Source organism: Streptomyces zhihengii, assembly GCF_016919245.1.
Lineage (GTDB): Bacteria > Actinomycetota > Actinomycetes > Streptomycetales > Streptomycetaceae > Streptomyces > Streptomyces zhihengii.
The window spans coordinates 2268395-2292018 of record NZ_JAFEJA010000001.1; the positions used below are offsets into that span (position 1 = coordinate 2268395).

General features: G+C 73.8%; 18 protein-coding genes and 1 riboswitch. Of the genes, 6 read left to right on the forward strand and 12 right to left on the reverse strand.

Annotated elements, in window-relative coordinates; genetic code table 11:
• The first annotated feature begins 245 nt into the window (after positions 1–245).
• Positions 246–1283 (forward strand): septation protein SepH, encoded by a 1038-nt coding sequence (gene sepH, locus JE024_RS09240; protein WP_205373117.1) that lies wholly within the window; start codon positions 246–248, stop codon positions 1281–1283.
• A 60-nt stretch (positions 1284–1343) separates the two neighbouring features.
• On the opposite strand, the gene JE024_RS09245 is transcribed toward sepH, so the two are convergent.
• Positions 1344–2174 carry a sulfurtransferase gene (locus JE024_RS09245; RefSeq protein ID WP_205373118.1) on the reverse strand — a complete coding sequence of 277 codons (831 nt, stop codon included), beginning with the start codon at positions 2172–2174 and terminating at the stop codon, positions 1344–1346.
• Positions 2175–2438: 264 nt separating this feature from the next.
• Between JE024_RS09245 and JE024_RS09250 the strand changes: the two genes are divergently transcribed.
• Positions 2439–3218, forward strand: a complete 780-nt coding sequence (locus JE024_RS09250; RefSeq protein ID WP_205373119.1) for a VOC family protein — start codon at positions 2439–2441, stop codon at positions 3216–3218.
• Between the two features lie 148 nt (positions 3219–3366).
• Here JE024_RS09250 and JE024_RS09255 read toward each other — a convergent pair whose 3' ends face one another.
• The 4 genes from JE024_RS09255 to JE024_RS09270 all read right to left on the reverse strand — a co-directional run bounded on the left by JE024_RS09255 (position 3367) and on the right by JE024_RS09270 (position 9279).
• A complete protein-coding gene (locus tag JE024_RS09255) occupies positions 3367–4053 on the reverse strand; it encodes a thymidine kinase (protein ID WP_205373120.1) in 687 nt (228 codons plus the stop codon).
• Positions 4054–4114: 61 nt separating this feature from the next.
• Entirely contained in the window at positions 4115–5347 is a 1233-nt protein-coding gene (locus JE024_RS09260; protein ID WP_205373121.1) for an alkaline phosphatase family protein, read from the reverse strand.
• Positions 5347–5931 (reverse strand): DUF5998 family protein, encoded by a 585-nt coding sequence (locus JE024_RS09265; protein ID WP_205373122.1) that lies wholly within the window; start codon positions 5929–5931, stop codon positions 5347–5349. The genes JE024_RS09260 and JE024_RS09265 overlap by 1 nt, the downstream gene beginning before the upstream one ends.
• Positions 5932–5976: 45 nt before the next feature.
• The gene (locus tag JE024_RS09270) at positions 5977–9279 is read right to left on the reverse strand and encodes a GNAT family N-acetyltransferase (protein ID WP_205373123.1); all 3303 of its coding nucleotides are present in this window, start codon (positions 9277–9279) and stop codon (positions 5977–5979) included.
• A gap of 164 nt (positions 9280–9443) precedes the next feature.
• On the opposite strand from JE024_RS09270, the gene JE024_RS09275 reads away from it, so the two are divergent.
• Positions 9444–9725: an HPr family phosphocarrier protein gene (locus tag JE024_RS09275; protein WP_205373124.1), complete on the forward strand. Its 282-nt coding sequence runs from the start codon at positions 9444–9446 to the stop codon at positions 9723–9725.
• Between the two features lie 206 nt (positions 9726–9931).
• Here the strand turns inward: JE024_RS09275 and JE024_RS09280 are convergent, their stop codons facing one another.
• The 4 genes from JE024_RS09280 to JE024_RS09295 all read right to left on the reverse strand — a co-directional run bounded on the left by JE024_RS09280 (position 9932) and on the right by JE024_RS09295 (position 14894).
• Complete coding sequence (locus JE024_RS09280; protein WP_205373125.1) at positions 9932–10609, reverse strand: GntR family transcriptional regulator; 678 nt, start codon at positions 10607–10609, stop codon at positions 9932–9934.
• Between the two features lie 358 nt (positions 10610–10967).
• On the reverse strand, positions 10968–11753 hold the full coding sequence (locus JE024_RS09285) for a M23 family metallopeptidase (RefSeq protein WP_205373126.1): 786 nt from the start codon (positions 11751–11753) through the stop codon (positions 10968–10970).
• Positions 11754–11765: 12 nt separating this feature from the next.
• A riboswitch (cyclic di-AMP (ydaO/yuaA leader) is annotated at positions 11766–11926 on the reverse strand.
• Positions 11927–12168: 242 nt separating this feature from the next.
• Positions 12169–13536: a M16 family metallopeptidase gene (locus tag JE024_RS09290; RefSeq protein ID WP_205376463.1), complete on the reverse strand. Its 1368-nt coding sequence runs from the start codon at positions 13534–13536 to the stop codon at positions 12169–12171.
• 17 nt (positions 13537–13553) lie between these two features.
• On the reverse strand, positions 13554–14894 hold the full coding sequence (locus JE024_RS09295; protein WP_205373127.1) for a M16 family metallopeptidase: 1341 nt from the start codon (positions 14892–14894) through the stop codon (positions 13554–13556).
• Positions 14895–15075: 181 nt separating this feature from the next.
• On the opposite strand from JE024_RS09295, the gene JE024_RS09300 reads away from it, so the two are divergent.
• Positions 15076–17526 carry a DNA gyrase/topoisomerase IV subunit A gene (locus JE024_RS09300; RefSeq protein ID WP_205373128.1) on the forward strand — a complete coding sequence of 817 codons (2451 nt, stop codon included), beginning with the start codon at positions 15076–15078 and terminating at the stop codon, positions 17524–17526.
• A 45-nt stretch (positions 17527–17571) separates the two neighbouring features.
• Here the strand turns inward: JE024_RS09300 and JE024_RS09305 are convergent, their stop codons facing one another.
• The gene (locus tag JE024_RS09305; RefSeq protein WP_205373129.1) at positions 17572–18726 is read right to left on the reverse strand and encodes a CobW family GTP-binding protein; all 1155 of its coding nucleotides are present in this window, start codon (positions 18724–18726) and stop codon (positions 17572–17574) included.
• Between the two features lie 243 nt (positions 18727–18969).
• On the opposite strand from JE024_RS09305, the gene JE024_RS09310 reads away from it, so the two are divergent.
• Both JE024_RS09310 and JE024_RS09315 read left to right on the forward strand, forming a co-directional pair.
• Positions 18970–20721, forward strand: a complete 1752-nt coding sequence (locus JE024_RS09310) for a sensor histidine kinase (protein ID WP_205373130.1) — start codon at positions 18970–18972, stop codon at positions 20719–20721.
• Positions 20718–21398 (forward strand): response regulator, encoded by a 681-nt coding sequence (locus JE024_RS09315; RefSeq protein ID WP_205373131.1) that lies wholly within the window; start codon positions 20718–20720, stop codon positions 21396–21398. The genes JE024_RS09310 and JE024_RS09315 overlap by 4 nt, the downstream gene beginning before the upstream one ends.
• Before the next feature lie 37 nt (positions 21399–21435).
• On the opposite strand, the gene JE024_RS09320 is transcribed toward JE024_RS09315, so the two are convergent.
• A complete protein-coding gene (locus JE024_RS09320; protein WP_205373132.1) occupies positions 21436–23061 on the reverse strand; it encodes a monocarboxylic acid transporter in 1626 nt (541 codons plus the stop codon).
• Complete coding sequence (locus JE024_RS09325) at positions 23058–23528, reverse strand: DUF485 domain-containing protein (protein ID WP_244882727.1); 471 nt, start codon at positions 23526–23528, stop codon at positions 23058–23060. The genes JE024_RS09320 and JE024_RS09325 overlap by 4 nt, the downstream gene beginning before the upstream one ends.
• Positions 23529–23624: the final 96 nt, after the last annotated feature.

A 23624-nucleotide genomic window follows, 5' to 3' on the forward strand; every position in this document is an offset into this window, starting at 1 on the left:
GGGGGCCGGATGCGGCGCTCGATCCGGCGTCGCCTTGGTATCGCACGGAGTTCTGTCACCGAGAGTGATGTTCGTTCACTCTGGGTGTTCAACAGTCCACCGTGTCACACCGGCGATCAAGGGCCTGTGCCCGACACGCCGGGGAACTCGGCAAGGTTGTGGCAGGCTGCACCCGGGCAGGCCACACTCGACTAGCGGAAGCAGCGACGCAGGTGACGTCGGCAGGCACCACCCGGGAGGTCCCCATGCCCGAACTGCGTGTCGTGGCCGTCTCAAACGACGGCACACGACTGGTGCTCAAGGCTGCCGACAGCACGGAATACACACTTCCGATCGATGAGCGGCTGCGCGCCGCCGTGCGCAACGACCGGGCACGGCTGGGGCAGATCGAGATCGAGGTGGAGAGCCATCTCCGCCCCCGCGACATCCAGGCGCGCATACGGGCCGGTGCCTCGGCCGAGGAAGTGGCCCAGCTCGCCGGGATCCCGGTGGAACGGGTCCGCCGCTTCGAGGGCCCGGTGCTCGCCGAGCGCGCCTTCATGGCGGAGCGCGCCCGCAAGACACCGGTCCGCCGCCCCGGCGAGAACACCGGCCCCCAGCTCGGCGAGGCCGTGCAGGAGCGGCTGCTGCTCCGCGGTGCCGAGAAGGACACCGTCCAGTGGGACTCCTGGCGCCGCGACGACGGCACCTGGGAGGTGCTGCTGGTCTACCGGGTGGCGGGCGAGCCGCACTCGGCGAGCTGGACGTACGACCCGCCCCGGCGGCTCGTCCAGGCCGTCGACGACGAGGCCCGCGCGCTCATCGGCGAGACCGACGACACGATCGCCCAGGAGCCGAGCTTCCCGTTCGTCCCGCGCATCGCGCGGCTGCCCCGGGACCGGCCGCTGGACCGCGCCCTGGACCGCCAGATCGAGCGGCCGGCCCCGCCGGCCGACCCCGAGGACGGCGAACGCGACTCGCTGACCAGCCTCCTGGAGGCGGTCCCGAGTTTCCGTGGCGACATGGTGGTGCCGGAGCGCCCCGCTCCGGCCGAACCGGCCGCCATCGAACCGGTGCAGGAGCCGGAGGCCGAGGAGGAGCCGGTCGCGCCGGCCGCCTCGGCGGGCGCGGGCTCGGCCTACGCGGATGTGCTGATGCCGCGCTCGGTCGCCGGTCACCGCGACCGGCTGACCGGCACGACGGACCGCCAGGCCGAGGCGGACGGCGTCCGCCCGGGCCGCCGTGCCGCGGTCCCGAGCTGGGACGAGATCGTCTTCGGCACCCGCCGCAAGAAGCAGGACTGACCGCAGCGGACGGTACCGGAGGGACGGCGCGGCTCCCGCGCCGTCCCTCCGGCACGTGTGTCAGGACGGGTCGGGGCCCGTCGCCACCGGGCGGGCCGGGTCGCGGGACCACTCGGACCAGGAGCCCGCGTACAGGGCGGGCACGTATCCCGCCAGTTCCAGCGCCACGGCCTGCTGCGCCGCGGAGACACCCGATCCGCAGTAGACGCCCACCGTCCGGTCCTTTTCGCCGGCCCCCAGTGCCGCGAAGCGGGCGGCGAGGTCACCGGCCGCCAGGAAGCGGCCCGAGGCGTCCAGGTTGTCGCCGGTCGGGGCCGACACCGCGCCGGGGATGTGGCCCGCCACCCGGTCGATCGGCTCCGTCTCGCCGCGGTACCGCTCCCCCGCGCGGGCGTCCAGCAGCAGCCCGTCACGGGCGAGGGCCGCCGCCTCGTCCGCGTCCAGCAGCGGCAGCGCGCCGGGGCGGGGCGCGAAATCGCCCTCCGCCGGAGCCGGGACCTCGGTCTCCAGCGGCCCCTCCCACGCGGCGAGCCCGCCGTCGAGCACGCGCACCTGCCCGTGACCGGCCCAGCGCAGCAGCCACCACAGGCGCGCCGCGCCCCAGCCCTTGTCGCCGTCGTACGCCACCACCGGCGTGCCCGCCGAGACACCGGCCCGGCGCATCACCGCGCCGAAGGCCTCCGGGTCCGGCAGCGGATGGCGGCCGCCGTCCCCGGGCGGCCCGGCCAGCTCCGCGTCGAGATCGACGAAGACGGCGCCGGGGAGGTGCCCGGCCTCGTAGTCGGGCCGGCCGTGCGGTCCGCCGAGCCGGTAGCGGACGTCGAGCAGCACCGGCGGAGTGGGGCCGGCGAGCTCGGTCGCGAGGTCGGCCGCGGAGATGATGGGTGTCATACGGCCATCCTCGCGCACCCGCCCGCCGGGCCGTCGTCGCCGAAGCGGATGAGACGTGCCAAAGCGGGCATCCTCCGGCGGGAACCCGCCATATGCGGCGCGGCCCGGGCGCAACGGACGCCAGGTGGTGAAAACATCGGCCAGGATCCCTCCCCGCGCAGTACGACTTCCGCCCGGGAGGGCCCCTGGGCGCAGATCGGCCCGCACGACGGCGCGCCCGTCCCCCTTGCACGGCCACCACGATGGTCCGAGGAGAGAGTGACGATGACCGAGGCGACTCGGCACGAGCCCGGCGCACCCTGCTGGGTCAGCCTGATGGTGCACAGCCTTGACACGATCAAGGAGTTCTACGCGGACCTGTTCGGATGGGAGTACGAGCCCGGCCCCCAGCACCTGGGGCCGTACGTCCGCGCGCTGCTCGACGGCAGGGAGGTGGCGGGCCTCGGCCGGCTGCCCGCCGACCGTCATCTGCCGGTCGCCTGGACGCCGTACCTGGCCACCGAGGACGCCGACGCGACCGCCGAGTCGATCAGGAGCTGCGGCGGCACGATCGGCGTCGGGCCGCTGGACGCGGGTGAGGCGGGCCGGCTGGTGATCGGCTCCGATCCCGGCGGCGCGGTCTTCGGCGCCTGGCAGGCGCGGGCGCACGCCGGCACCGCGCTCCGGGGCACGCCCGGCACGCCCGTCTGGCACGAGCTGATCACCCGGGAGACGGCGTCGGTCGGCAAGTTCTACCAGGTGGTGTTCGGGCACGAGGCCCGTCCCTGCGACCCGGACGACGACGGGGATCGGCTGACGCTCTCCGTGGCCGGCCGGCCGGTGGCCTCGGTGCACGGCCTCGGCTCCGCGCTGCCGCGGCCCCGCGGCCCGCACTGGATGACGTACTTCGAGGTCGCGGACGTGGATGCGGCGGCGGGCCTGGTGGCCGGGCTGGGCGGCGAGGTGCTCCGGCCGCCGGGGCCGGGCGCCGCGGGCCCGGAGGCGACGGTAGCCGACCCGGAGGGCGCGGTGTTCACCCTGGTGACGACGGCCCCGGCGGGTTGACCGGGCGGCCCGGGCGGACGACGGGGAGGCCCGGGAGCCCGCCGTTCGGACGACGGTGCAGCGCGGAGCCAGGCCGCTGGGACGACCCGGAGCCCGGCCGAGGGGCGGCCGGCGTCCCGGGCCGGGCCGGAGGACCCGGCCGCCGCCTTCAGGTCCTGGTCGGGGCGGCCGTGCCGCGTGCGGCGTCCTCGTGCTCCACGGGGAGCACGTCGGGCGACAGGGCGGCCGCCCGGGCGCTGGCGGCCGTCATCCGGCGGCGGTGGTGGCGGCGGCACAGGACTTCGTAACCGACCTCGCCGGCCGCCTGGTTGACGTCGCCGACGACGACCTGCGCCCCCTCGACGACCATCACACCGCCCACCGTGCGCGCGTTGTGCGTGGCGCGCGCGCCGCACCAGCACAGCGCCTCGACCTGGAGCACCTCCACCCGGTCGGCCAGTTCGACGAGCCGCTGCGAGCCGGGGAACAGCTTCGAGCGGAAGTCGGTGGTGATGCCGAAGGCGAACACGTCGAGGTCGAGGTCGTCGACGACCCGGGCGAGCTGGTCGATCTGCTCCGGCGCGAGGAACTGCGCCTCGTCCGCGATCACGTAGTCGCAGCGGCCGCCCTTGGACAGATGGGCCACCAGGTAGGCGTAGAAGTCGAAGCCCTCCGCCGCCTCGACGGCGTCCGTCACCAGCCCGAGCCGCGAGGACAGCTTGCCCTCGCCGGCCCGGTCGTCGCGGGTGAAGATCATGCCCTGGAGCCCGCGGGTGGACCGGTTGTGCTCGATCTGAAGCGCGAGAGTCGACTTCCCACAATCCATCGTTCCGGAGAAGAACACCAGCTCGGGCATGGGTAGTCGATGACCTTTCGGGTCTGTGGGGGGCGTCTGCGGGGTCGGGGCGCGGGGCGGGTCAGGAGCGTACTTCGAGGAGCGGGACGAGCTGCTCGACCGGGGTCATGGAGCCGTGCATGCCGACCATGGCGGACTCGTGCGGCTCGTTGACGGAGGCGGTGATCACCACGTCGTCGCAGGCCGCGGCCACCACGTCGCCGATGCGTCCGTACACCCGGTCGTCCACCCGCTCGCCGAACCAGCCGGCCGCCACGGCCTCGTCACGGCCCGCGATCCAGAACCGGTCCCCCAGCACCTCGCGCCAGACCGCGAGCACATCGCGCTCGGCACCCGGCACGGCGTAGACGTGCCGCGCCCGGCCCTCGCCGCCGAGCAGGGCCACTCCCGCGCTCAGCTCCCAGTCCTCGTCGAAGTCGATCCGCGACTCCTCGTCGAAGGGGATGTCGATCATGCCGTGGTCCGCGGTGACGTACAGGGCGGCACGGGGCGGGAGCTGTTCGGCGAGGCGCTGCACCAGCCGGTCCACGTACATGAGCTGGCCGCGCCAGGCGTCGGAGTCCACGCCGAAGCGGTGCCCCTTGCCGTCGACCTCGCTGTAGTACGTGTAGACCAGCGAGCGGTCCCCGGCGGCCAGTTGCGATGCCGCGAGGTCCATCCGCTCCTCGCCGGAGAGGCGGCCGTGGAAGGTGCCGCCGCTGAGGGCGACCTTGGTCAGCGGCGTCTGCGCGAAGGTCGGCGAGGACACCTGCGCCGTGTGCACGCCGGCCTCGTCGGCGAGCCGGAAGACCGTCGGATAGGGCTGCCAGACCTGCGGCGGGGTCCAGGGCTTCCAGCGGAGCTGGTTCATCAGCTCGCCGGTCTCCGGGTTGCGCGCGGTGTAGCCGGGCAGCCCGTGGGACCCCGGGGCCAGGCCGGTGCCCACGGACGCCAGCGAGGTGGCCGTGGTCGCGGGGAACCCGGCGGTGATGGGGCGGCCGGTGCCGCCGCGGGAGGTGACGAGCAGCGAGTTCAGATAGGGGGCCTCGTCCGGGTGCGTCCGGATCTGCTCCCAGCCCAGCCCGTCGATCAGGAAGACGCAGTTGCGGTCGGCCGGGGTGAGCTCGGGGATACGCGCCTCGAACCCGGGCACGCCCTGGCCCGCGGCGAGCGTCGGCAGCAGATCGGCGAGGGATCCGCGGCCGTACTCGGGCACGGGCGCGGACTCCGGCGCGAGGGGTGCGGGATGACCGTTTCCCCAGGCGGACGCCGGGGCGTCGTCGGGCCAGAAATCGCTGTGCGTGCTCTGCACCATCAGCGGGTGGCGGCCGTGGCTTCGGAGAGCGCCTGCGCGAAGGCGAGCGTCTGGCGCACGGTGTCGGGGCCGTCGCCCGCCTCGCTGACCCGCAGGCTGAGGTCGTCGGCCGTGGAGTTGCCGGTGTAGCCGTGGTCGGCGTCGCAGTTCGGGTCGCCGCAGGCGGCGGGCTCCAGGTCGAGCCGGGAGACCGCGCCCCAGCCGATGGTCAGGACGACCTCGCGGGGCAGGGTGCCCGGGGTGTACGACTCCGGGTTGGCGACGACGCGGCTGACGACGACGGACGAGATCCGGCCGAGCTTGACCGACTCGGTCGAGGTGGTGGCGTACGGCGTCGGCGAGCTGGAGTCGGCGGCCTGCTCGTCGGTGTGGCTGACGATGAAGCGGTTCGCCGTCAGGACGAGGACCGTGACATGGCGGCGGACCTCGTTGGCGTCGAAGGTCGTCTCCTGGTGCACGAGGTACGAGGAGATGGCCTCGCCACCGACAGCGGCCTCCACCGCCTCGGCCACGAGGGCCGGGTAGTAGCCGCTGCGCTCGATCGCCGCGCGCAGCCCCTGGGTCGTCGTGCCGGTCTTCGCCATGCCGTCCATCCTAAAGGGCCGTGGGGGTCCGAATCGCTCACAGGCTCAGTAGCTCGGCAGCCGCCGGGGGCCGAGGTCGGTACGGGTGGGAGGAGGGGCGAGCCGCACGGAGGCGTCCAGCACCGACAGGCCGTGCGGGGCGACGACGACCGGCTCCAGTCCGATCGACACCACCTCGGGGTGGTCGTCGACGAGCCGGGAGACCCGCAAGAGCAGTTCTTCGAGCGCCGCCGTGTCGACGGGGGCGGATCCCCGCCACCCGAAGAGCATCGGCGCCGTGCGGATGCTGCGGATCAGCTCCGCCGCGTCCCGGTCGGTGGCGGGGACGAGGCGGTGCGCGGTGTCGCCGAGCAGTTCGGAGGGGGCGCCGGCGAGGCCGAAGGAGAGCACGGACCCGGCCGCCGGGTCGATGGACGCCCGCACGACGGTGTCCACCCCGCGCGGGACCATCGCCTGCACGACCGGCTGCAGCTCCGCCGCCTTGCCCAGCGTCTCGGTCAGCTCGTGGTACGCCTGGCGCAGTTGGTGCTCGTCGGCGAGGTCGAGGCGCACCCCGCCGAGGTCGGCACGGTGCCGCAGATGGGGGGCGGTGGTCTTCAGGGCGACGGGGTAGCCCAGCCGGGCGGCCGCGTCGGCGGCGGAGTCCGGGTCGGACGCGGGCAGCGCGGCGCGCACCGTGATGCCGTAGCGGGCGAGCAGCTCGTGGGCGTCGGGGGTGCTGAGGGTGAAGCCGCGGGTGTCCGCCTCCTGGCCGAGCAGTCGCTCGATCTGGGCGGCGGCACCGGACTCGTCGATGTCGTCGTACTCGGGCACCTTGCCGGGCTCGGCGGCCTGGCGCCGCCACTGCGCGTACCTGACCGCCTCGGCCAGCGCGCGCACGGCCCGCTCCGCCGCCGGATACGCCGGAATCCGCCGCGCCTCCCCGACCGGCCCGTCCGCGCCCTGCGCCTCACCGGCGGGCAGCGCCGTCACGGGGGCGGGCGCGGACACGGGAGCGGGGGACGTCGGGGGTGTGGGGGTGGCGGTGGTGGCCGCGGCGGGGACGGGGGCGGTCGGCCCGGGTCCGCCGGCGGACCGCCCGCGCAGCCCGAACCAGCTCCGGCCCCGCCCGGCCGTGGACCGCGGGGTGCCGTGCGGTGACCCGGGCTCGGAGCGGGGGGCGCCGGAGGCGTCGGGGGCGTCGGTAGCGGGGGGCTCCGGGGCCGGGTCGGGGGTGGGGGCCGGGTCGGGGGTGGCCGGGTCGGCGGCGGTCGCCGGCGCGGCAGCCGCGCGGCTGGACGGACCTGAGTCGGCGGCCGGGCCCGCGTCGGAAGCGGCCGGGGCAGAGGCGGTGCCCGTCCTGGACGCGGCCGTGCCGGAGGTGGTGCCCGTGCCGGAGGCGGCCGGGTCGGCCCCCGCGTCGGGGGTCGGGCCCGGGACCGCTGTCGAGGGTCGCGCGGGCGGCTCGGCGCCCGTGGGGCCGGCGGCGCGGAGGGGGGAGGCCGGGCGGGTGCTGGTGGCCGCCGCCAGGGCGTCCGCCAGCGCGCCCATCTCGACATGGACCACCGCCACCGGCTTCGCCGGACTCGCCGCGGCCGCGTCCGTCAGCGCCGCCGCGAGGCTCTCCCCGTCACCGGCCTCGGTGACGCCGTCCTCCCCCACCCACGGGATCGCCGTCACGATCACCGCGTCGCAGCGGTCGTCGCCGAGCGCACCGGCCAGCGCCGCCCGGAAGTCGGCGGGCGTCGCGCCCGTGGTCAGGTCGAGCGGGGGCAGCGGGCGCAGGCCCTCCGTGAGGCAGGCGTCGTAGGCGAGCAGACCGAGGGACTCGGAGTTGCCGAGGATCGCGACCCGGGGCCCGGCGGGCAGCGGCTGGCCCGCGAGCATCAGCCCCGCGTCGACCAGTTCGGTCACCGTGTCGACACGGATCACGCCGGCCTGGCGCATCAGCGCCCCGACCGTCGCGTCCGGGATGCGGGTCACCGGCACCGCGTGCCCCGGGGGCGCGCTGCCGCTGTGCCGGGCGCCCTTGACGACGACCACGGGCTTGACCGCGGCCGTGCGGCGGGCGAGCCGGGTGAACTTGCGCGGGTTGCCGATGGACTCCAGGTACAGCAGGACGACGTCGGTGCCGGTGTCCTCGTACCAGTACTGGAGGAAGTCGTTGCCGGAGACGTCGGCCCGGTTCCCGGCGGAGATGAACGAGGAGAGCCCCGCGCCGCGCCGGTGCAGCCCCGCGAGCAGCGCGATGCCGATGGCGCCGGACTGGGTGAACAGCCCGATGCGGCCGGGGGCGGGCGACTCGGGGGCGAGCGAGGCGTTGAGCCGGACGGTGTCGGCGGTGTTGATGATCCCGAAGGCGTTCGGTCCGATGATCCGCATGCCGTACGAGCGCGCCTGGCGGACCAGTTCCCGCTGCCGCTCCCTGCCGCCCGAGCCCGTCTCCGCGTACCCGGCGCTCACCACGACCAGGCCGCGGGCGCCGTGCTCACCGCAGTCGGCGACCGCCTCGGGGACCCGGTCCGCCGGTACGGCGATCACGGCCAGGTCGACGGGCTCGCCGATCTCGCCGAGGGAGCGCACGGCCGGCACGCCGTCGACGGTGTCGAGCTCCTCGGGGAAGGCGCTGTTCACCGCGTGGACCCGGCCCGTGAATCCGGCCTGGAGGAGATTGCGCAGCGCGGTGCGCCCGACACCACCGGGCCGTCGGCCGACCCCGACCACGGCGACGGAGCCGGGGGCGAGCAGCCGCTGCACGGACCGGGCCTCCGCGCGCTGTTCCCGGCCGCGCTGGACGGCGAGGGACGCCTCGGTCGGCTCCAGTTCGAGGGTGAGGTGGACGGAGCCGTCCTCGAAGCTGCGCCGCTGGGTGTAGCCGCCGTCCCGGAACACCTTGATCATCTTGTTGTTGGCCGGCAGCACCTCGGCCGCGAAGCGCCGGATGCCGCGCTCCCTGGCGACCGCCGCGATGTGCTCCAGCAGCGCGGAGGCCACGCCACGGCCCTGGTGGGCGTCCTGGACGAGGAAGGCGACCTCGGCTTCGTCGGCGGGCGGCCCGGCGGGGCGGCCCGTCGCGTCGATCCGGTCGTAGCGCACGGTGGCGATGAACTCGTCGCCCGCGGTCATGGCGAGCCCGACGCGGTTCACGAAGTCGTGGTGGGTGAAGCGGTGCACGTCCTTGTCGGACAGACGGGGGTAGGGCGCGAAGAAGCGGTAGTACTTCGACTCGTCGGAGACCTGCTCGTAGAAGCTCACCAGGCGGTCGGCGTCCTCGGCGGTGATCGGCCTGATCCGGGCCGTGCCGCCGTCGCGCAGGACCACGTCGGCTTCCCAGTGATCGGGGTAGGCGTGCTCCGGCGGCGTCTGCATGGGCCAAGCGTACGGCCGTGTCACCGGTCGCGTGGAGGGGTGTGGACAGGCACGCTGAGAGGGCCTCCGGGCCGGGCCGCCGGGCCTCGTTCCGTCGGCGGGAGCACGTCGCACCACATGAGAGAATGGTCTAGACAACCCGTTAAGACTTGAAGGGCAACACCATGGCTGAGCGTCGCGTCAATGTCGGCTGGGCCGAGGGCCTTCACGCCCGCCCCGCGTCCATCTTCGTCCGTGCCGCCACGGCCTCCGGCGTCCCCGTGACGATCGCCAAGGCCGACGGCAACCCGGTCAACGCCGCGTCCATGCTGGCCGTGCTCGGCCTCGGCGCCCAGGGCGGCGAGGAGATCGTGCTGGCCTCCGACGCGGACAACGCCGATGCCGCGCTGGACCGCCTGGCCAAGCTGGTCGCCGAGGGCCTGGACGAGCTGCCCGAGACCGTCTGAACGGCGGCCGGGCCACGGGCCCCGCGGGTGCACCCCCGCACGCTTCGCGGAAAAGCCGCGGCAACCCCCCGAGGGCGCCGCGGCTTTTTTGTGCCGCTTGCCGGTAATTCACAGGCCCGGCACGGCTAATGAATTACCGGCCGGGAGAATTCGGGCAGCAGAAAGAGGCGCCCGCGAATGGCTCCTCTTTGTATACGGCCCCTCTGTTAATTGCGGGCGCTCCCGATGTTTACGGCGTGTTGCGAAGTCCTCACCCGCTCCGGGCGGCGCAGCCGGTGCGCGGCGGCCGCGCGCTCGGCGTGCAGGGCGGTGAGCGCACGCGCCCGCTCCACGTCACCGCGTGCGACCGCGTCCACGATGGCGCCGTGCTCGGCCCAGGACTCCACGGGCGCCGCGGGCTGGTCGACCGTGTACATCCACGCGGTCTTGTGGCGGAGCTGGGTGAGCAGCGCCGTGAGCCCGGGGCTGCCGCAGGCCTGGGCGAGCGTCTCGTGGAACCAGGCGCCCAGCGAGCGCAGATCCTCGCCCTGACCGCGCCGTGCGCGGTCCTGACCGAGGCGCACCAGGCCGCGCAGCACCTTCAGATGGGCCTCGGTGCGCCGCTGTGCCGCGCGCGCGGCACCGAGGGGCTCCAGCAGCAGCCGGATCTCCAGGAGATCGGCGGCCTCCTGGTCGGTCGGCTCGGCGACATGCGCCCCGGCGTGACGGCGGGTGACGACGAAGCCCTCGGACTCCAGCGTGCGCAGCGCCTCCCGCACGGGGACGCGGGAGACCCCGTAGCGGCGAGCGAGCTGCTCCTCGGTGAGCCGGCTGCCGCGCTCGAAGACACCGGTGACGATGTCGTCGCGAATCGCCGTGCATACAGAGTGCGCGGGAATGCGCATGGCCGAACCTCCGTCTGATCCGCACGAAAATCTGCACCGATTGACTCGTGTCCGGCGACTCTATTCCAGTCCGCGGGATTTTCCGAAGGCCGAGGGGAATCCGTGGATATCTTCTGGGCTTTTGGCCGGAATCGGAAGGCCGGATCGCGGGCGCGGACGGCCCCGCCGGACCGGGCGGCCGGATCGCGGGAGCGGACGACCCCGCCGGACCGTCCCTACCGCATCGCGGGAGCGGGACGGGCCCGCCGGCCGGGCGGCCGGACAGCGGGCGCGGGGACGGCCCCGCCGCCCCTCGTGCACCCCTGCCACGCACGACAGCCCCCGGCGCGGTGCCGGGGGCTGTCGGAGGCGGTGCGGGTCAGACGCTGACGCCGCGGGCGCGCAGATACGCGACCGGGTTGATGTCGGAGCCGTACTCGGCCGTGGTGCGGGCCTCGAAGTGCAGGTGGGGGCCGGTCGAGTTGCCGGTCGAGCCGGACAGTCCGAGCCGCTGGCCCGCCATGACCTGCTGGCCGACGGAGACGGCGATCGACGACAGGTGGCCGTACTGCGTGTACGTGCCGTCGTTCATACGGAGGACGACGTTGTTGCCGTACGCGCCGCCCCAGCCGGCCTCGACCACGGTGCCGGCGCCGACCGCGACGACGGTGCTGCCGGACGCGGCGCGGAAGTCGACGCCGGAGTGGCTGCCGGAGGACCAGAGGTTGCCGCCGGTCTGGTAGCCGGTCGTCACATGGGAGCCGGCGACCGGGATCCGGAAGGCGTTCAGCCGCTTGCGCTCGGCCTCGCGGGCGGCGCGCTCCTTGGCCTCGCGTATCTCCTTGGCGCGCGCCTCGGCCTTGCGCTTCGCCTCGGCCTCGGCCTCGGCCTTCGCCTTGGCGCGGGCGGCGGCCTCGGCGGCCTCCTTCTTCTGCGCGGCCGCCTGGTCGGCGATCTCGTCGGCGATGGACCCCATGGACACGATCTGGGTGAGGCCGGTGTCCTCGACGGAGGCGGCGGCCTCGGCGTCGGCGGCGACCGCCGGGGAGGCGAGGGTGCCGATGACGCCCGCGGTGGCGAGGGTCGCGACGCCGGCCAGGTTCGCGCTCCTGCGCGTCAGGCGGCTCGGGGCACGGTGCTTCCCGGTGGCACGGGTGAACGCCATGAAGAGGCTGGTCCTTTCCTTCCTTCTCGCCTACCGGGTTAGCTGACGGGTTCGGAGCAGGAAGGTCTCCTACGGGCACCTCCGCGGACGAAGGCATCCGATTCACCCCAGGGACTGCATGGGTCCCCGGCTCCCCAGGCTCGCGCCTGACGGGGACTCGGCGATGACTGTCCGATGCCGCGGGCGCGGCGGGGTTTCGGCGAACAGCCGGATCGACGCTAGGCAGGCCGCCAGTCGATCACCAAACGGAACGGCGCTTTTGTCACGCATGCCACAGGACAGAGAAGGACGCTCTCCCCAAAAGGGACAAGGGACGGGAAACGAGGGGACCCCGGCATCACGCATCGCACCGGGGTCCCCTCGCCACCTCTTCGCCCCTTTTCGGGCGCTTTCGCGCCTGCCGGGGCCCGGCCGGTCAGCCGGTGACGACGCTCACCTCGCCGATGCCGAGCGCCTTGACGGGCTCCGCGATCTGCGAGGCGTCGCCGACCAGGACCGTCACCAGGCGGTCCACCGGGAAGGCGCTGACCGCCGCGGCGGTGGCCTCCACCGTGCCCGTGTCGGCCAGGCGCGCGTACAGCCGGGCCTGGTAGTCGTCCGGGAGGTGCTGCTCCACCTGGTCGGCCAGGGTCGCCGCGACGGAGGCCGCCGTCTCGAACTTCAGCGGGGCGACACCCACGAGGTTCTGCACGGCGACGTCGCGCTCGGCGTCGGTGAGGCCGTCGGCCGCCAGGGTGCGCAGCACCTTCCACAGGTCGTCCAGCGCGGGACCGGTGTTGGGCGTGTCCACCGAGCCGCTGATGGCGAGCATCGCGGCACCCGATCCGTCGGGGGCCGACAACAGCACCTGCCCGAAGGCCCGCACGCCGTAGGTGTACCCCTTCTCCTCGCGCAGCACCCGGTCCAGACGGGAGGTCAGCGTGCCGCCGAGGCAGTAGGAGCCGAGCACCTGGGCCGGCCAGACGCTCGCGTGGCGGTCGGGACCGACACGGCCGATGAGGAGCTGGGTCTGCACGGCGCCGGGACGGTCGACGATGACCACCCGGCCGGTGTCGTCCGCGGTCACCGGCGGGACCGGACGCGGGGACGCCTTGTCGCCCGTCCACGCGCCGAGGGTCTCCGCGAGCACGGCGTCCACGTCGGTGTCCGCGAGATCGCCGACGATCACACAGGTCGCCGTGGCCGGCCGGACGTGGGCCTCGTAGAAGGCGCGCACGGCCGCGGCGTCGATCCGCGACACCGTGTCCTCCGTGCCCTGGCGCGGACGCGAGACACGCAGGGTGGGCGGGAACAGCTCGGCGGAGAGCTGCTTGGCCGCCCGGCGGGCCGGGTTGGCCATCTCGTGCGGGATCTCGTCGAGCCGGTTGCGCACCAGCCGGCCGACCTCGCCGTCGGCGAACGCCGGGGCGCGCAGGGCGTCGGCGAGCAGGCCGAGCGCCTTGGGCAGACGCGACGCGGGGACCTCCAGGGAGACCCGGACGCCCGCGTGGTCCGCCATCGCGTCCAGCGTGGCGCCGCAGCGCTCCAGTTCGGCGGCGAAGTCCTCGGCGCTGTGCTTGTCGGTGCCCTCGGAGAAGGCCCGCGCCATGATCGTGGCGACGCCGTCGAGGCCCGCGGGCTCCGCGTCGAGCGGCGCGTCGAGGAGCACCTCCACCGCGACGACCTGCTGACCGGGGCGGTCGCAGCGCAGCACGGTGAGCCCGTTGTCCAGGGTGGAGCGCTCCGGCGCGGGGAACGCCCAGGGACGGGCCGTACCGGCGGCCGGCTGCGGGTGGAAGTCCATGGTCACGGCAGCGTCGCTCACTGGTCCGCCCCCTCGGTGTCGTCGTTCTCGTCGGCGGTGATCGGTTCGTAGACCAGCACGGCCCGGTTGTCCGGGTGCAGTCGCGCCTTGGCGACGGCCTGCACCTCCTCGGGGGTGATGTCGAGGACGCGCTGGACGGCGGTCAGCGCGAGCTGCGGGTCGCCGAACAGCACCGCGTAGCGGCAGAGTTCGTCGGCGCGGCCGGCCACGGTGCCCAGCCGGTCCAGCCATTCGCGCTCCAGCTGGGCCTGCGCGCGCTCCATCTCCTCGGGGGTCGGCCCCTCGGCGGCGAAGCGGGCCAGCTCCTCGTCGACCGCGGTCTCGATCTGCGGGACCTCGACGCCGCCGGACGTCTTGACGTCCAGCCAGCCCAGCGACGGGGCGCCGGCCAGGCGCAGCAGCCCGAAGCCGGCGGCCACCGCCGTCTGGTCGCGGCGGACCAGCCGGTTGTGCAGCCGGGAGGACTCCCCGCCGCCGAGGACGGTGAGCGCCAGGTCCGCGGCGTCGCACTCGCGGGTGCCGTCGTGGGGCAGCCGGTAGGCGGCCATCAGGGCGCGGGCGGGCACCTCCTCGACGACCTCCTCGCGGAGCTGGCTCCCGATGGTGTCGGGGAGGGTGCCGTCGCGCGGCGGCTGCTTTCCGTCGTGCGAGGGGATCGACCCGAAGTACTTCTCGACCCAGGCGAGGGTCTCCTCGGGGTCGATGTCGCCGACGATCGACAGCACCGCGTTGTTCGGCGCGTAGTAGGTGCGGAAGAACGCCCGGGCGTCCTCGAGGGTGGCCGCGTCGAGGTCGGCCATGGAGCCGATCGGCGTGTGGTGGTACGGGTGGCCCGCCGGGTAGGCGAGGGCCGTCAGCTTCTCGAAGGCGGTGCCGTAGGGCACGTTGTCGTAGCGCTGGCGGCGCTCGTTCTTCACGACGTCGCGCTGGTTGTCCATGGACTCGTCGTCGAGGGCGGCGAGCAGGGATCCCATGCGGTCGGCCTCCAGCCAGAGGGCGAGCTCCAGCTGGTGGGTCGGCATCGTCTCGAAGTAGTTGGTCCGCTCGAAGCTGGTGGTGCCGTTGAGCGATCCGCCGGCGCCCTGCACGAGCTCGAAGTGCCCGTTGCCCTTCACCTGTGCGGAGCCCTGGAACATCAGGTGCTCGAAGAGGTGCGCGAGGCCGGTGCGCCCCGCCACCTCGTGGCGGGAGCCCACGTCGTACCAGAGGCACACCGCGGCGACGGGGGTCAGGTGGTCCTCGGAGAGCACCACGCGCAGGCCGTTGGCCAGGCGGTGCTCGGTCGCTGTCAGGCCGCCGGAGCCGGCCTGGCCTGTGGCCGTGTGACCCATGGGCATGTACGTCCCTTCGATCGCGATGTGAAAGAGTCCTGCCACCCTATGCAAGCGCACCGGGGCCTGGCGAAGTTCCCGCCCGCGCACCACGTCCCTCTTCCGGGTCGCGTCGGTGCTGTCAGTGGGACGGTCCACAATGGTGTGCGTCGGATCCAGACTGGTACGTGAAGGAGCAGCCGCCGCGATGGCCCGCCGCAGCACGAAGACCCCACCGCCGGAGGAGTTCGAGGAGAAGATCCTCGACATCGACGTCGTGGACGAAATGCAGGGCTCCTTCCTCGAGTACGCGTACTCGGTGATCTACTCCCGTGCCCTGCCCGACGCCCGTGACGGCATGAAGCCGGTGCACCGCCGCATCGTCTACCAGATGAACGAGATGGGCCTGCGCCCCGACCGCGGCTACGTGAAGTGCGCCCGCGTCGTCGGCGAGGTGATGGGCAAGCTCCACCCGCACGGCGACGCGTCGATCTACGACGCGCTGGTGCGCATGGCGCAGCCGTTCTCCATGCGCCTCCCCCTCGTCGACGGGCACGGCAACTTCGGCTCGCTGGGCAACGACGACCCGCCGGCCGCCATGCGGTACACCGAGTGCCGGATGGCCGACGCCACCAGCCTGATGACGGAGTCGATCGACGAGGACACGGTCGACTTCCAGTCCAACTACGACGGCCAGGAGCGCGAGCCCGTCGCCCTCCCCGCCGCCTACCCCAACCTGCTGGTCAACGGCGCGGCCGGCATCGCCGTCGGCATGGCGACCAACATGCCCCCGCACAACCTCGGCGAGGTCGTCGCGGCGGCCCGGCACCTCATCCGCCACCCGAACGCCGACCTCGAGACGCTGATGCGCCACGTCCCCGGCCCCGACCTGCCCACCGGCGGCCGGATCGTGGGCCTCGGCGGCATCAGGGACGCGTACGAGACGGGCCGCGGCACCTTCAAGATCCGCGCCACCGTCTCGGTGGAGACGGTCACCGCCCGCCGCAAGGGCCTGGTCGTCACCGAACTCCCCTTCGCCGTCGGCCCGGAGAAGGTCGTCGCGAAGATCAAGGACCTGGTCGGCTCCAAGAAGCTCCAGGGCATCGCGGATGTCAAGGACCTCACCGACCGCCAGCACGGCCTGCGGCTGGTCATCGAGATCAAGAACGGCTTCATCCCCGAGGCCGTGCTGGAGCAGCTCTACAAGCTGACGCCGATGGAGGAGTCCTTCGGCATCAACAACGTCGCCCTGGTCGACGGACAGCCGCTCACCCTCGGTCTCAAGGAGCTGCTGGAGGTCTACCTCGACCACCGCTTCGAAGTGGTGCGCCGGCGCAGCGAGTTCCGCCGCACCAAGCGCCGCGACCGGCTGCACCTGGTCGAGGGCCTGCTCGTCGCCCTGCTCGACATCGACGAGGTCATCCGTCTGATCCGCTCCAGCGAGAACTCGGCCCAGGCAAAGGAGCGCCTGATCGGGCACTTCTCGCTGAGCGAGGTCCAGACGCAGTACATCCTCGACACCCCGCTGCGCCGGCTGACCAAGTTCGACCGGATCGAGCTGGAGAGCGAGCGCGACCGGCTCAACGGCGAGATCGACGAGCTGACGGGCATCCTGGAGTCGGACGCCGAGCTGCGCAAGCTGGTCTCCGCCGAACTGGCCTCGGTGGCGAAGAAGTTCGGCACCCCCCGCCGGACGGTGCTGCTGGAGTCCGCGGGCTCCCCGGCCCCCACCGCCACGCTCCAGGTCGCCGACGACCCGTGCCGGGTGCTGCTGTCGTCCACCGGGCTGCTGGCCCGCACGGCCACCGGCGAGCCGCTGCCCGAGCAGGGCGGCCGGCGCACCAAGCACGACGTGATCGTCTCCGCGGTGCTCGGCACGCAGCGCGGGGAGGTGGGCGCGGTGACGTCGGCCGGCCGGCTGCTGCGCATCGCCGTGATCGACCTGCCGCAGCTCCCGGACACGGCGTCCGACCCGAACCTGGCGGGCGGCGCGCCGCTCGCCGAGTTCCTCACGCTGGAGGCCGGCGAGTCCGTCGTCTGCCTCACCACCCTCGACGAGTCCTCGCCCGGTCTCGCCCTCGGCACCTTGCAGGGCGTGGTGAAGCGGGTCGTGCCCGACTACCCGTCCAACAAGGACGAGTTGGAGGTCTTCGCCCTCAGGGACGGGGACCGGATCGTCGGCGGTTCGGAGCTGCGCACCGGCGAGGAGGACCTGGTCTTCATCACGTCCGACGCCCAGCTCCTGCGCTACCCGGCCTCCCAGGTGCGGCCGCAGGGCCGGGCCGCGGGCGGTATGGCGGGCGTCAAGCTGGCGGACGGCGCCGAGGTCCTCTCGTTCACCGCGGTCGATCCGGCCGTGGACGCGGTGGTGTTCACCGTGGCGGGCTCCCGCGACACCCTCGACGACGCGCCGACGACGGCGAAGCTCACGCCCTTCGACCAGTACCCGCGCAAGGGCCGCGCCACCGGTGGTGTGCGCTGCCAGCGGTTCCTGAAGGGCGAGGACATGCTGGTCTTCGCCTGGGCCGGCGCGGCCCCGGCACGCGCCGCGCAGGCGAACGGCACCCCGGTCGACCTGCCCGACGCCGACCCCCGGCGGGACGGCTCCGGTACCCCGCTGGCGACGCCCGTGGCGGTGCTGGCGGGCCCGGCGGCCTAGCTGACACGGATGTGCCCCGGGCGTCCCGCCCGGGGCACATCCGTGTCAGCCGTACTGGCGGCCGGAGTCATCCGCGTCGTCCGCCTCCGCGGGGTGACGCGGGTCGTCCGGCTCGCCCTGCTCCGCGGCGTCCTGTCCGTCCTCCGGGTCGCGGTGGACGTAGCGCAGGACGCCCCACATGCTCCGCTCGTCCGGCACGTCCCCGGGCAGGCCGGTCTGCGCGCAGCCGTCGATCTCCTTGCGGAGCGCGTCCGCGTCGGTGCCCGAGCCGATCAGCACGAGCTGCGTCCGCCGGGGCTCGCCCGGCGGCCACGGCTCCGGGTAGAAGCGCAGGAACCGGCCCACCGCGTGGAGCGCGTAGCGGTGGTCGGGGTCGGCGTCCCCGAAGTCGGCCCAGCCCTTGATCCGGTAGAGGCCGGGCGGCCGGGTGTCCAGGAAGTCCATCAGCCGCCGCGGATGGAGCGGCACCGCGGAGACGGCGGAGACGCTCTCGTACGCGGCGTGCAGATGCCCCTCGTGGCCGTGCTCGGCGTCGTACGCGTCCGCGTGGAGGTCCTCGAAGGAGAGCTGGCGGACCTTCTCGTCGCGCTCGGGCCGGACGGCCGGGTCCAGGAGCAGCTCGGGGTCGATCCGGCCGTACGCGGTCTCCACCACCGGGGTCCCGGGGGCGATCCCGGCGAGTGCCTCGCGCACCCGGGCGACCGAGGCCGCGCCCGCCCGGTCCGTCTTGTTGAGGACCACCAGGTCGGCGAGGGCCAGATGCCGGTCGATCCCGGGGTGCCGGGCCCGGGTGGCGTCGAACTCGACCGCGTCGACGACCTCGGCGAGACCGCCGTAGACCACGCGGGGGTTCTCGCTGGCGAGGACCATGCGGACGAGTTCCTCGGGCTCGGCCAGGCCGGAGGCCTCGACGACGATGACGTCGATCCGGGCCGAGGGCCTGGTGAGCTTCTCCAGGTACTCGTCGAGCTCCCCGGCGTCGACGGCGCAGCACAGACAGCCGTTGCCCAGGGAGATCGTCGAGCCGACCTGTCCGGCCACGGTCATGGCGTCGATCTCGATGGACCCGAAGTCGTTGACGACGACCCCGATGCGGTTGCCGCCGTTGCGCCGCAGCAGATGGTTGAGGAGCGTGGTCTTGCCCGATCCGAGGAAGCCCGCGAGGACGACGACGGGGATCTGGGACCTGCTCGGACTCACTGCGGCACCTCTCGACTCACGACATCACGACGACGGCTCGCACGCTCCGGACGGCTCACGGCCGGCCGCTGCCCGGCACCGCCCGCCCCGACGGCGCGGTCCGTCCGGGTGCACCAGGATAGGCGTGCGGCACGCCCCCACGTGCGCGCGGACCGCCGTCCCCGAGCCCTCCCACCGGTCCGGGCCACCCCGTCCGACCTGGACGTTTCCGAAAGCGGGCGGCGCCGTCTACCGTTTTCGGACATGAGCCCCGTACCGACCGGCCCCGCCCGCCGACGGCGGTTCGGCTGGCCGCAGCGGGTCTTCTCCCAGGTCCTGCTGATGCAGCTGACCGTCGCCACCGGAGTCACCGCACTGGCCACCGGCCTCTTCCTGGCCCCGCTGAGCGACCAGCTGGACGACCAGGCGATGCGGCGTGCGCTGGCCATCGCCCAGACCACCGCCTCCCCCGCGCTCGCCGGGGAGCTGACCACCACGCGGCCCGACGCGGGCGGCGCGGTGCAGCGGGAGGCCGAGCGCATCCGGCTGGCCACCGGCGCCGAGTACATCGTGGTCATGAACGCGGCCGGCGTCCGCTGGTCCCACACCTCACCGGACGAGATCGGCCGGCCCGTCTCCACCGACCCGAGCGACGCGCTGGCCGGCCGTGCCGTGATGGAGATCGACAGCGGCACCCTCGGCCGCTCGGCGCGCGGCAAGGTCCCGCTGCGCGACGACGAGGGCCGGATCGTCGGCGCGGTGTCCGTCGGCATCGAGTACGACAGCGTCCGCGCCCGGCTGCTGGAGGCCATCCCCGGGCTGCTCGCCTACGCCGGCGGCGCGCTGGCCGCGGGCGCGCTCGCCGCCTATCTGATCTCCCGCAGGCTCCAGCGCCAGACCCACGACCTGGCCTTCTCCGACATCTCCGCGCTGCTGGCCGAGCGGGAGGCCATGCTCCACGGCATCCGGGAGGGCGTGGTGGCCCTCGACCGGGGCGGCCGGGTCAGGCTCCTGAACGACGAGGCCCAGCGTCTGCTGGCGGTCGGAACCGATGCTGTGGGCCGTCCGTTGGAGGAGGCGATGGGACCGGGGCGGACCACGGACGTGCTGGCCGGCCGGGTCACCGGGGACGACCTGCTGACCGTACGGGGCAGCCGGGTCCTGATCGCCAACCGCATGCCCACGGACGACGGCGGCGCCGTGGTGACCTTGCGCGACCGCACCGAGCTGGAGCAGCTCGGCAGGGAGCTCGACTCCACCCGCGGTCTCATCGACGCCCTGCGTGCGCAGGACCACGAGCACGCCAACCGGATGCACACCCTGCTGGGCCTGCTGGAACTGGAGATGTACGAGGACGCGATGGAGTACGTCACCGAGGTGGTGGGCGTGCACCGGGCCACGGCGGAGCAGGTCACGGAGAAGGTCCACGACCCGTTGCTCGCCGCGCTGCTGGTGGGCAAGGCGGCGGTGGCGGCGGAGCGCGGTGTGTCGCTGCGCATGGCGCCCTCCTCGCTGCTCCCCGACCGGCTGGTCGACCCGAGGGGGCTGGTGACGGTCGTCGGGAACCTCGTGGACAACGCGCTGGACGCGGCCGCCGGCACGCCGCGGGCGGCGGTGGAGGTCGCGCTGCGGGCGGACGGACGCACGGTCCGCATCCGGATCACCGACAGCGGGCCCGGCGTGCCGGAGGAGCGGCGGGAGCTGATCTTCGCCGAGGGCTGGTCCACCAAGGAACTGCCCACCCACGGCAAGCGGGGCCTGGGTCTCGCGCTGGTGCGGCGGTTCGCCGAGCGCCAGGGCGGCGGCGCGGTGGTCCGGGAGGCCCCGGCGGGAGGCGCGGAGTTCACCGTGGTCCTGCCGGAGGCCCTGACGGAGACGGCCGCGGCACCGGAGCGGTCGGCGCTGCCGGCGACGGCCCGGACAACGTCATCGGTACCGGCACCGGCACCGGCACCGGCACCGGCACCGCAGGAGTCGCCCTCGCCGGCGGCCGAGGAGAGCGGGCGGGCACGATGATCGACGTACTGGTCGTGGACGACGACACCCGGGTCGCGGAGATCAACGCCGCCTACGTCGGCAAGCTCCCCGGCTTCCGGGTCGTGGCCCGGGCGCACTCGGCGGCCGAGGCCCTCGCCCAGGTCGCCGGGACACCCGTCGACCTGATCCTGCTGGACCACTACCTGCCCGACGAGAACGGCCTCGCCGTCGTCCGCGAACTGCGCCGCCTGGGACTCCACACCGACGTGATCATGGTGACCGCGGCACGCGACGTGGCCACCGTGCAGGCCGCGATGCGCCACGGCGCGCTCCAGTACCTCGTCAAGCCGTTCACCTTCGCCGGACTGCGCGCCAAGCTGGAGGCGTACGCGGCCCTGCGGCGGACCCTCGACGGCGGCGGCGAGGCCGAACAGGCCGACGTGGACCGCATCTTCGGCACCCTGGCCGCCGGGACGGCCGCGCCGGAGCTGCCGAAGGGGCATTCGCCCACCACGGCCGGCGTGGTCCGCCAGGTGCTCCTCGCGGCCGAGGCGCCGCTGTCGGCGCAGGAGATCGCCGAGCACGCGGGGATCAGCCGCCAGACGGCGCAGCGCTATCTGAAGCTGCTGGAGAAGGCCGGCCGCGTCCGCCTGAGCCTGCGGTACGGCGAGACGGGGCGGCCGGAGCACCAGTACCTGTGGACCAGAAGCGCCTGACCTCGCCCCGGTCGGCCCTCTCCCGCCGGGTGTGGTGCTACACCGCACCGGCTCCCGTGAGCGCGCGCACCTCCGTCTCGGCGTGCCGGGCGTCGTCGGGCGGCTCCGGGGACGTCACCGTGCCGATCCAGCCCGCCAGGAAGCCCAGCGGGATCGACACCAGCCCCGGATTCTCCAGCGGGAAGACCTGGAAGTCGACGCCCGGGAAGAGCGCCTGCTCGCTCCCCGACACCACCGGTGACAGCACCACCAGCAGCACGGCCGGCACCAGGCCGCCGTAGACCGACCAGAGCGCGCCGCGGGTGGTGAAGCCCCGCCAGAACAGCGAGTAGAGCAGCACCGGCAGGTTGGCGGAGGCGGCGACGGCGAACGCGAGTCCCACCAGGAAGGCCACGTTCAGGTCGCGGGCGAGCAGTCCGAGCCCGATGGCCACCGCGCCGATGCCGACGGCGGCGAGCCGCGCGACGGCGACCTCTCCCAGCCGGCGCCGGGGCGGGCGCCCGTCACGGGCCCGGTCACGGCCGGGACGCCGCCGCAGCGAGGCCACCAGGTCATGGGCGACGGACGCGGACGACGCCAGCGTGATGCCCGCGACGACGGCGAGGATCGTCGCGAAGGCGATCGCGGCGACGACCGCGAACAACACCGTGCCCCCGGTCGACCCGGCTCCGCCGCCGAGGTCGAGGGCGAGCAGGGGGACGGCCGTGTTGCCCGCCGCGTTGGACTCGCGGACCTCGGCCGTGCCGACGACGGCGGCGGCGCCGAAGCCGAGCACGATCGTCATCAGGTAGAAGCTGCCGATGAGTCCGATCGACCAGACGACCGAGCGGCGGGCGGCCCGCGCGGTCGGCACGGTGTAGAAGCGCGACAGGATGTGCGGCAGTCCCGCCGTGCCGAGCACCAGTGCCAGGCCGAGGCTGATGAAGTCCAGGCGGGAGGTCCAGTCCCCGCCGTACCTCAGCCCCGGGGCCAGGAAGTCGCTTCCGTGGCCGCTGCGCTCGGCCGCGGAGGTGAGGAGGTGTCCGACGTCCCCGCCGAAGCGCACCAGCACGAGCACGGTCATGGCGATCGCCCCGGCCATCAGCAGCACGGCCTTCACGATCTGGATCCAGGTGGTGGCCCGCATCCCTCCCATCGACACGTAGATCACCATCAGGGCACCGACGCCGACGACGGTCCACGAGCGCGCGGCTTCGCTCGAACCGCCCAGCAGCAGCGCGACGAGGGACCCGGCTCCCACCATCTGCGCCACCAGATACAGAACGGACACGGTGACCGAGGAAGTTCCCGAGGCGATCCGCACCTTGCGTGCGCTCATCCGGGAGGCGACCACGTCGGCGAGGGTGAACCGGCCGCAGTTGCGCACCAGTTCCGCGACGAGGAACAGCACCACCAGCCAGGCCACCAGGAATCCGACGGAGTAGAGCATCCCGTCGTAGCCGAACAGGGCGATCAGACCGGAGATGCCGAGGAAGGACGCGGCCGACATGTAGTCGCCGGCGATGGCGAAGCCGTTCTCCATCGGGGAGAACAGCCGCCCTCCGGCGTAGAACTCCTCGGCGGAGCCGCGGCGGTTGCGGCCGACCCAGGTGGTGATGCCGAGGGTGACCGCGACGAAGGCGCTGAACAGGACGAGGGCGAGTGCCTGGTGGTCGCCGCTCACCGGCCGGCTCCGCGTGTCATCTCCTGGGTGTCCCAGCGCAGTTCCAGGGCGGCGCTGTCCCGGCGCAGCCGCGCGTGCCGGGCGTAGGCCCAGGTCAGGACGAAGGTGGTGAGGAACTGCGCGAGCCCGGCCACCATGGCCACGTTCAGCGCGCCGGCGACCGGCCGGGCCATCAGCCCGGGTGCCGCCGTCGCCGCCACGACATAGGCCAGGTACCAGAGCAGGAAGGCGAGCGTGGCGGGCACGACGAAGCGGCGGTAGCGGCGGCGCACCTCCTGGAAGGCGGGGCTGCGCTGCACCTGGAGGTAGATGTCGGCGGCGCTGGGCGCCGCGTCCTGCTCGTCCGGACCGGCGGCCGGGGCCGGGACGTGCCTGCGGCCGGTGTCGCCCCAGCCGGTGGCGGGGACGTCGGCCCACGGGTCCTCGAGCCGCACACCGGCGGCGTCCCGCCCTTCCTGCTTCTCCACGCTCAACTCTCCTTGTCAGCGAACCGTTTCGGTACGCACGCACAAGGATGGACAGAGCGGGAGCATCCCGGACTCTCTCCCCGGGGCTCTTCACCC

What these genes read in the sequence shown, in the direction of transcription:
- sepH (WP_205373117.1), top strand. Translation starts at nt 246, where the DNA reads ATGCCCGAACTGCGTGTCGTGGCCGTCTCAAACGACGGCACACGACTG.
- JE024_RS09245 (WP_205373118.1), bottom strand. Translation starts at nt 2,174, where the DNA reads ATGACACCCATCATCTCCGCGGCCGACCTCGCGACCGAGCTCGCCGGC.
- JE024_RS09250 (WP_205373119.1), top strand. Translation starts at nt 2,439, where the DNA reads ATGACCGAGGCGACTCGGCACGAGCCCGGCGCACCCTGCTGGGTCAGC.
- JE024_RS09255 (WP_205373120.1), bottom strand. Translation starts at nt 4,053, where the DNA reads ATGCCCGAGCTGGTGTTCTTCTCCGGAACGATGGATTGTGGGAAGTCG.
- JE024_RS09260 (WP_205373121.1), bottom strand. Translation starts at nt 5,347, where the DNA reads ATGGTGCAGAGCACGCACAGCGATTTCTGGCCCGACGACGCCCCGGCG.
- JE024_RS09265 (WP_205373122.1), bottom strand. Translation starts at nt 5,931, where the DNA reads ATGGCGAAGACCGGCACGACGACCCAGGGGCTGCGCGCGGCGATCGAG.
- JE024_RS09270 (WP_205373123.1), bottom strand. Translation starts at nt 9,279, where the DNA reads ATGCAGACGCCGCCGGAGCACGCCTACCCCGATCACTGGGAAGCCGAC.
- JE024_RS09275 (WP_205373124.1), top strand. Translation starts at nt 9,444, where the DNA reads ATGGCTGAGCGTCGCGTCAATGTCGGCTGGGCCGAGGGCCTTCACGCC.
- JE024_RS09280 (WP_205373125.1), bottom strand. Translation starts at nt 10,609, where the DNA reads ATGCGCATTCCCGCGCACTCTGTATGCACGGCGATTCGCGACGACATC.
- JE024_RS09285 (WP_205373126.1), bottom strand. Translation starts at nt 11,753, where the DNA reads ATGGCGTTCACCCGTGCCACCGGGAAGCACCGTGCCCCGAGCCGCCTG.
- JE024_RS09290 (WP_205376463.1), bottom strand. Translation starts at nt 13,536, where the DNA reads ATGGACTTCCACCCGCAGCCGGCCGCCGGTACGGCCCGTCCCTGGGCG.
- JE024_RS09295 (WP_205373127.1), bottom strand. Translation starts at nt 14,894, where the DNA reads ATGCCCATGGGTCACACGGCCACAGGCCAGGCCGGCTCCGGCGGCCTG.
- JE024_RS09300 (WP_205373128.1), top strand. Translation starts at nt 15,076, where the DNA reads ATGGCCCGCCGCAGCACGAAGACCCCACCGCCGGAGGAGTTCGAGGAG.
- JE024_RS09310 (WP_205373130.1), top strand. Translation starts at nt 18,970, where the DNA reads ATGAGCCCCGTACCGACCGGCCCCGCCCGCCGACGGCGGTTCGGCTGG.
- JE024_RS09315 (WP_205373131.1), top strand. Translation starts at nt 20,718, where the DNA reads ATGATCGACGTACTGGTCGTGGACGACGACACCCGGGTCGCGGAGATC.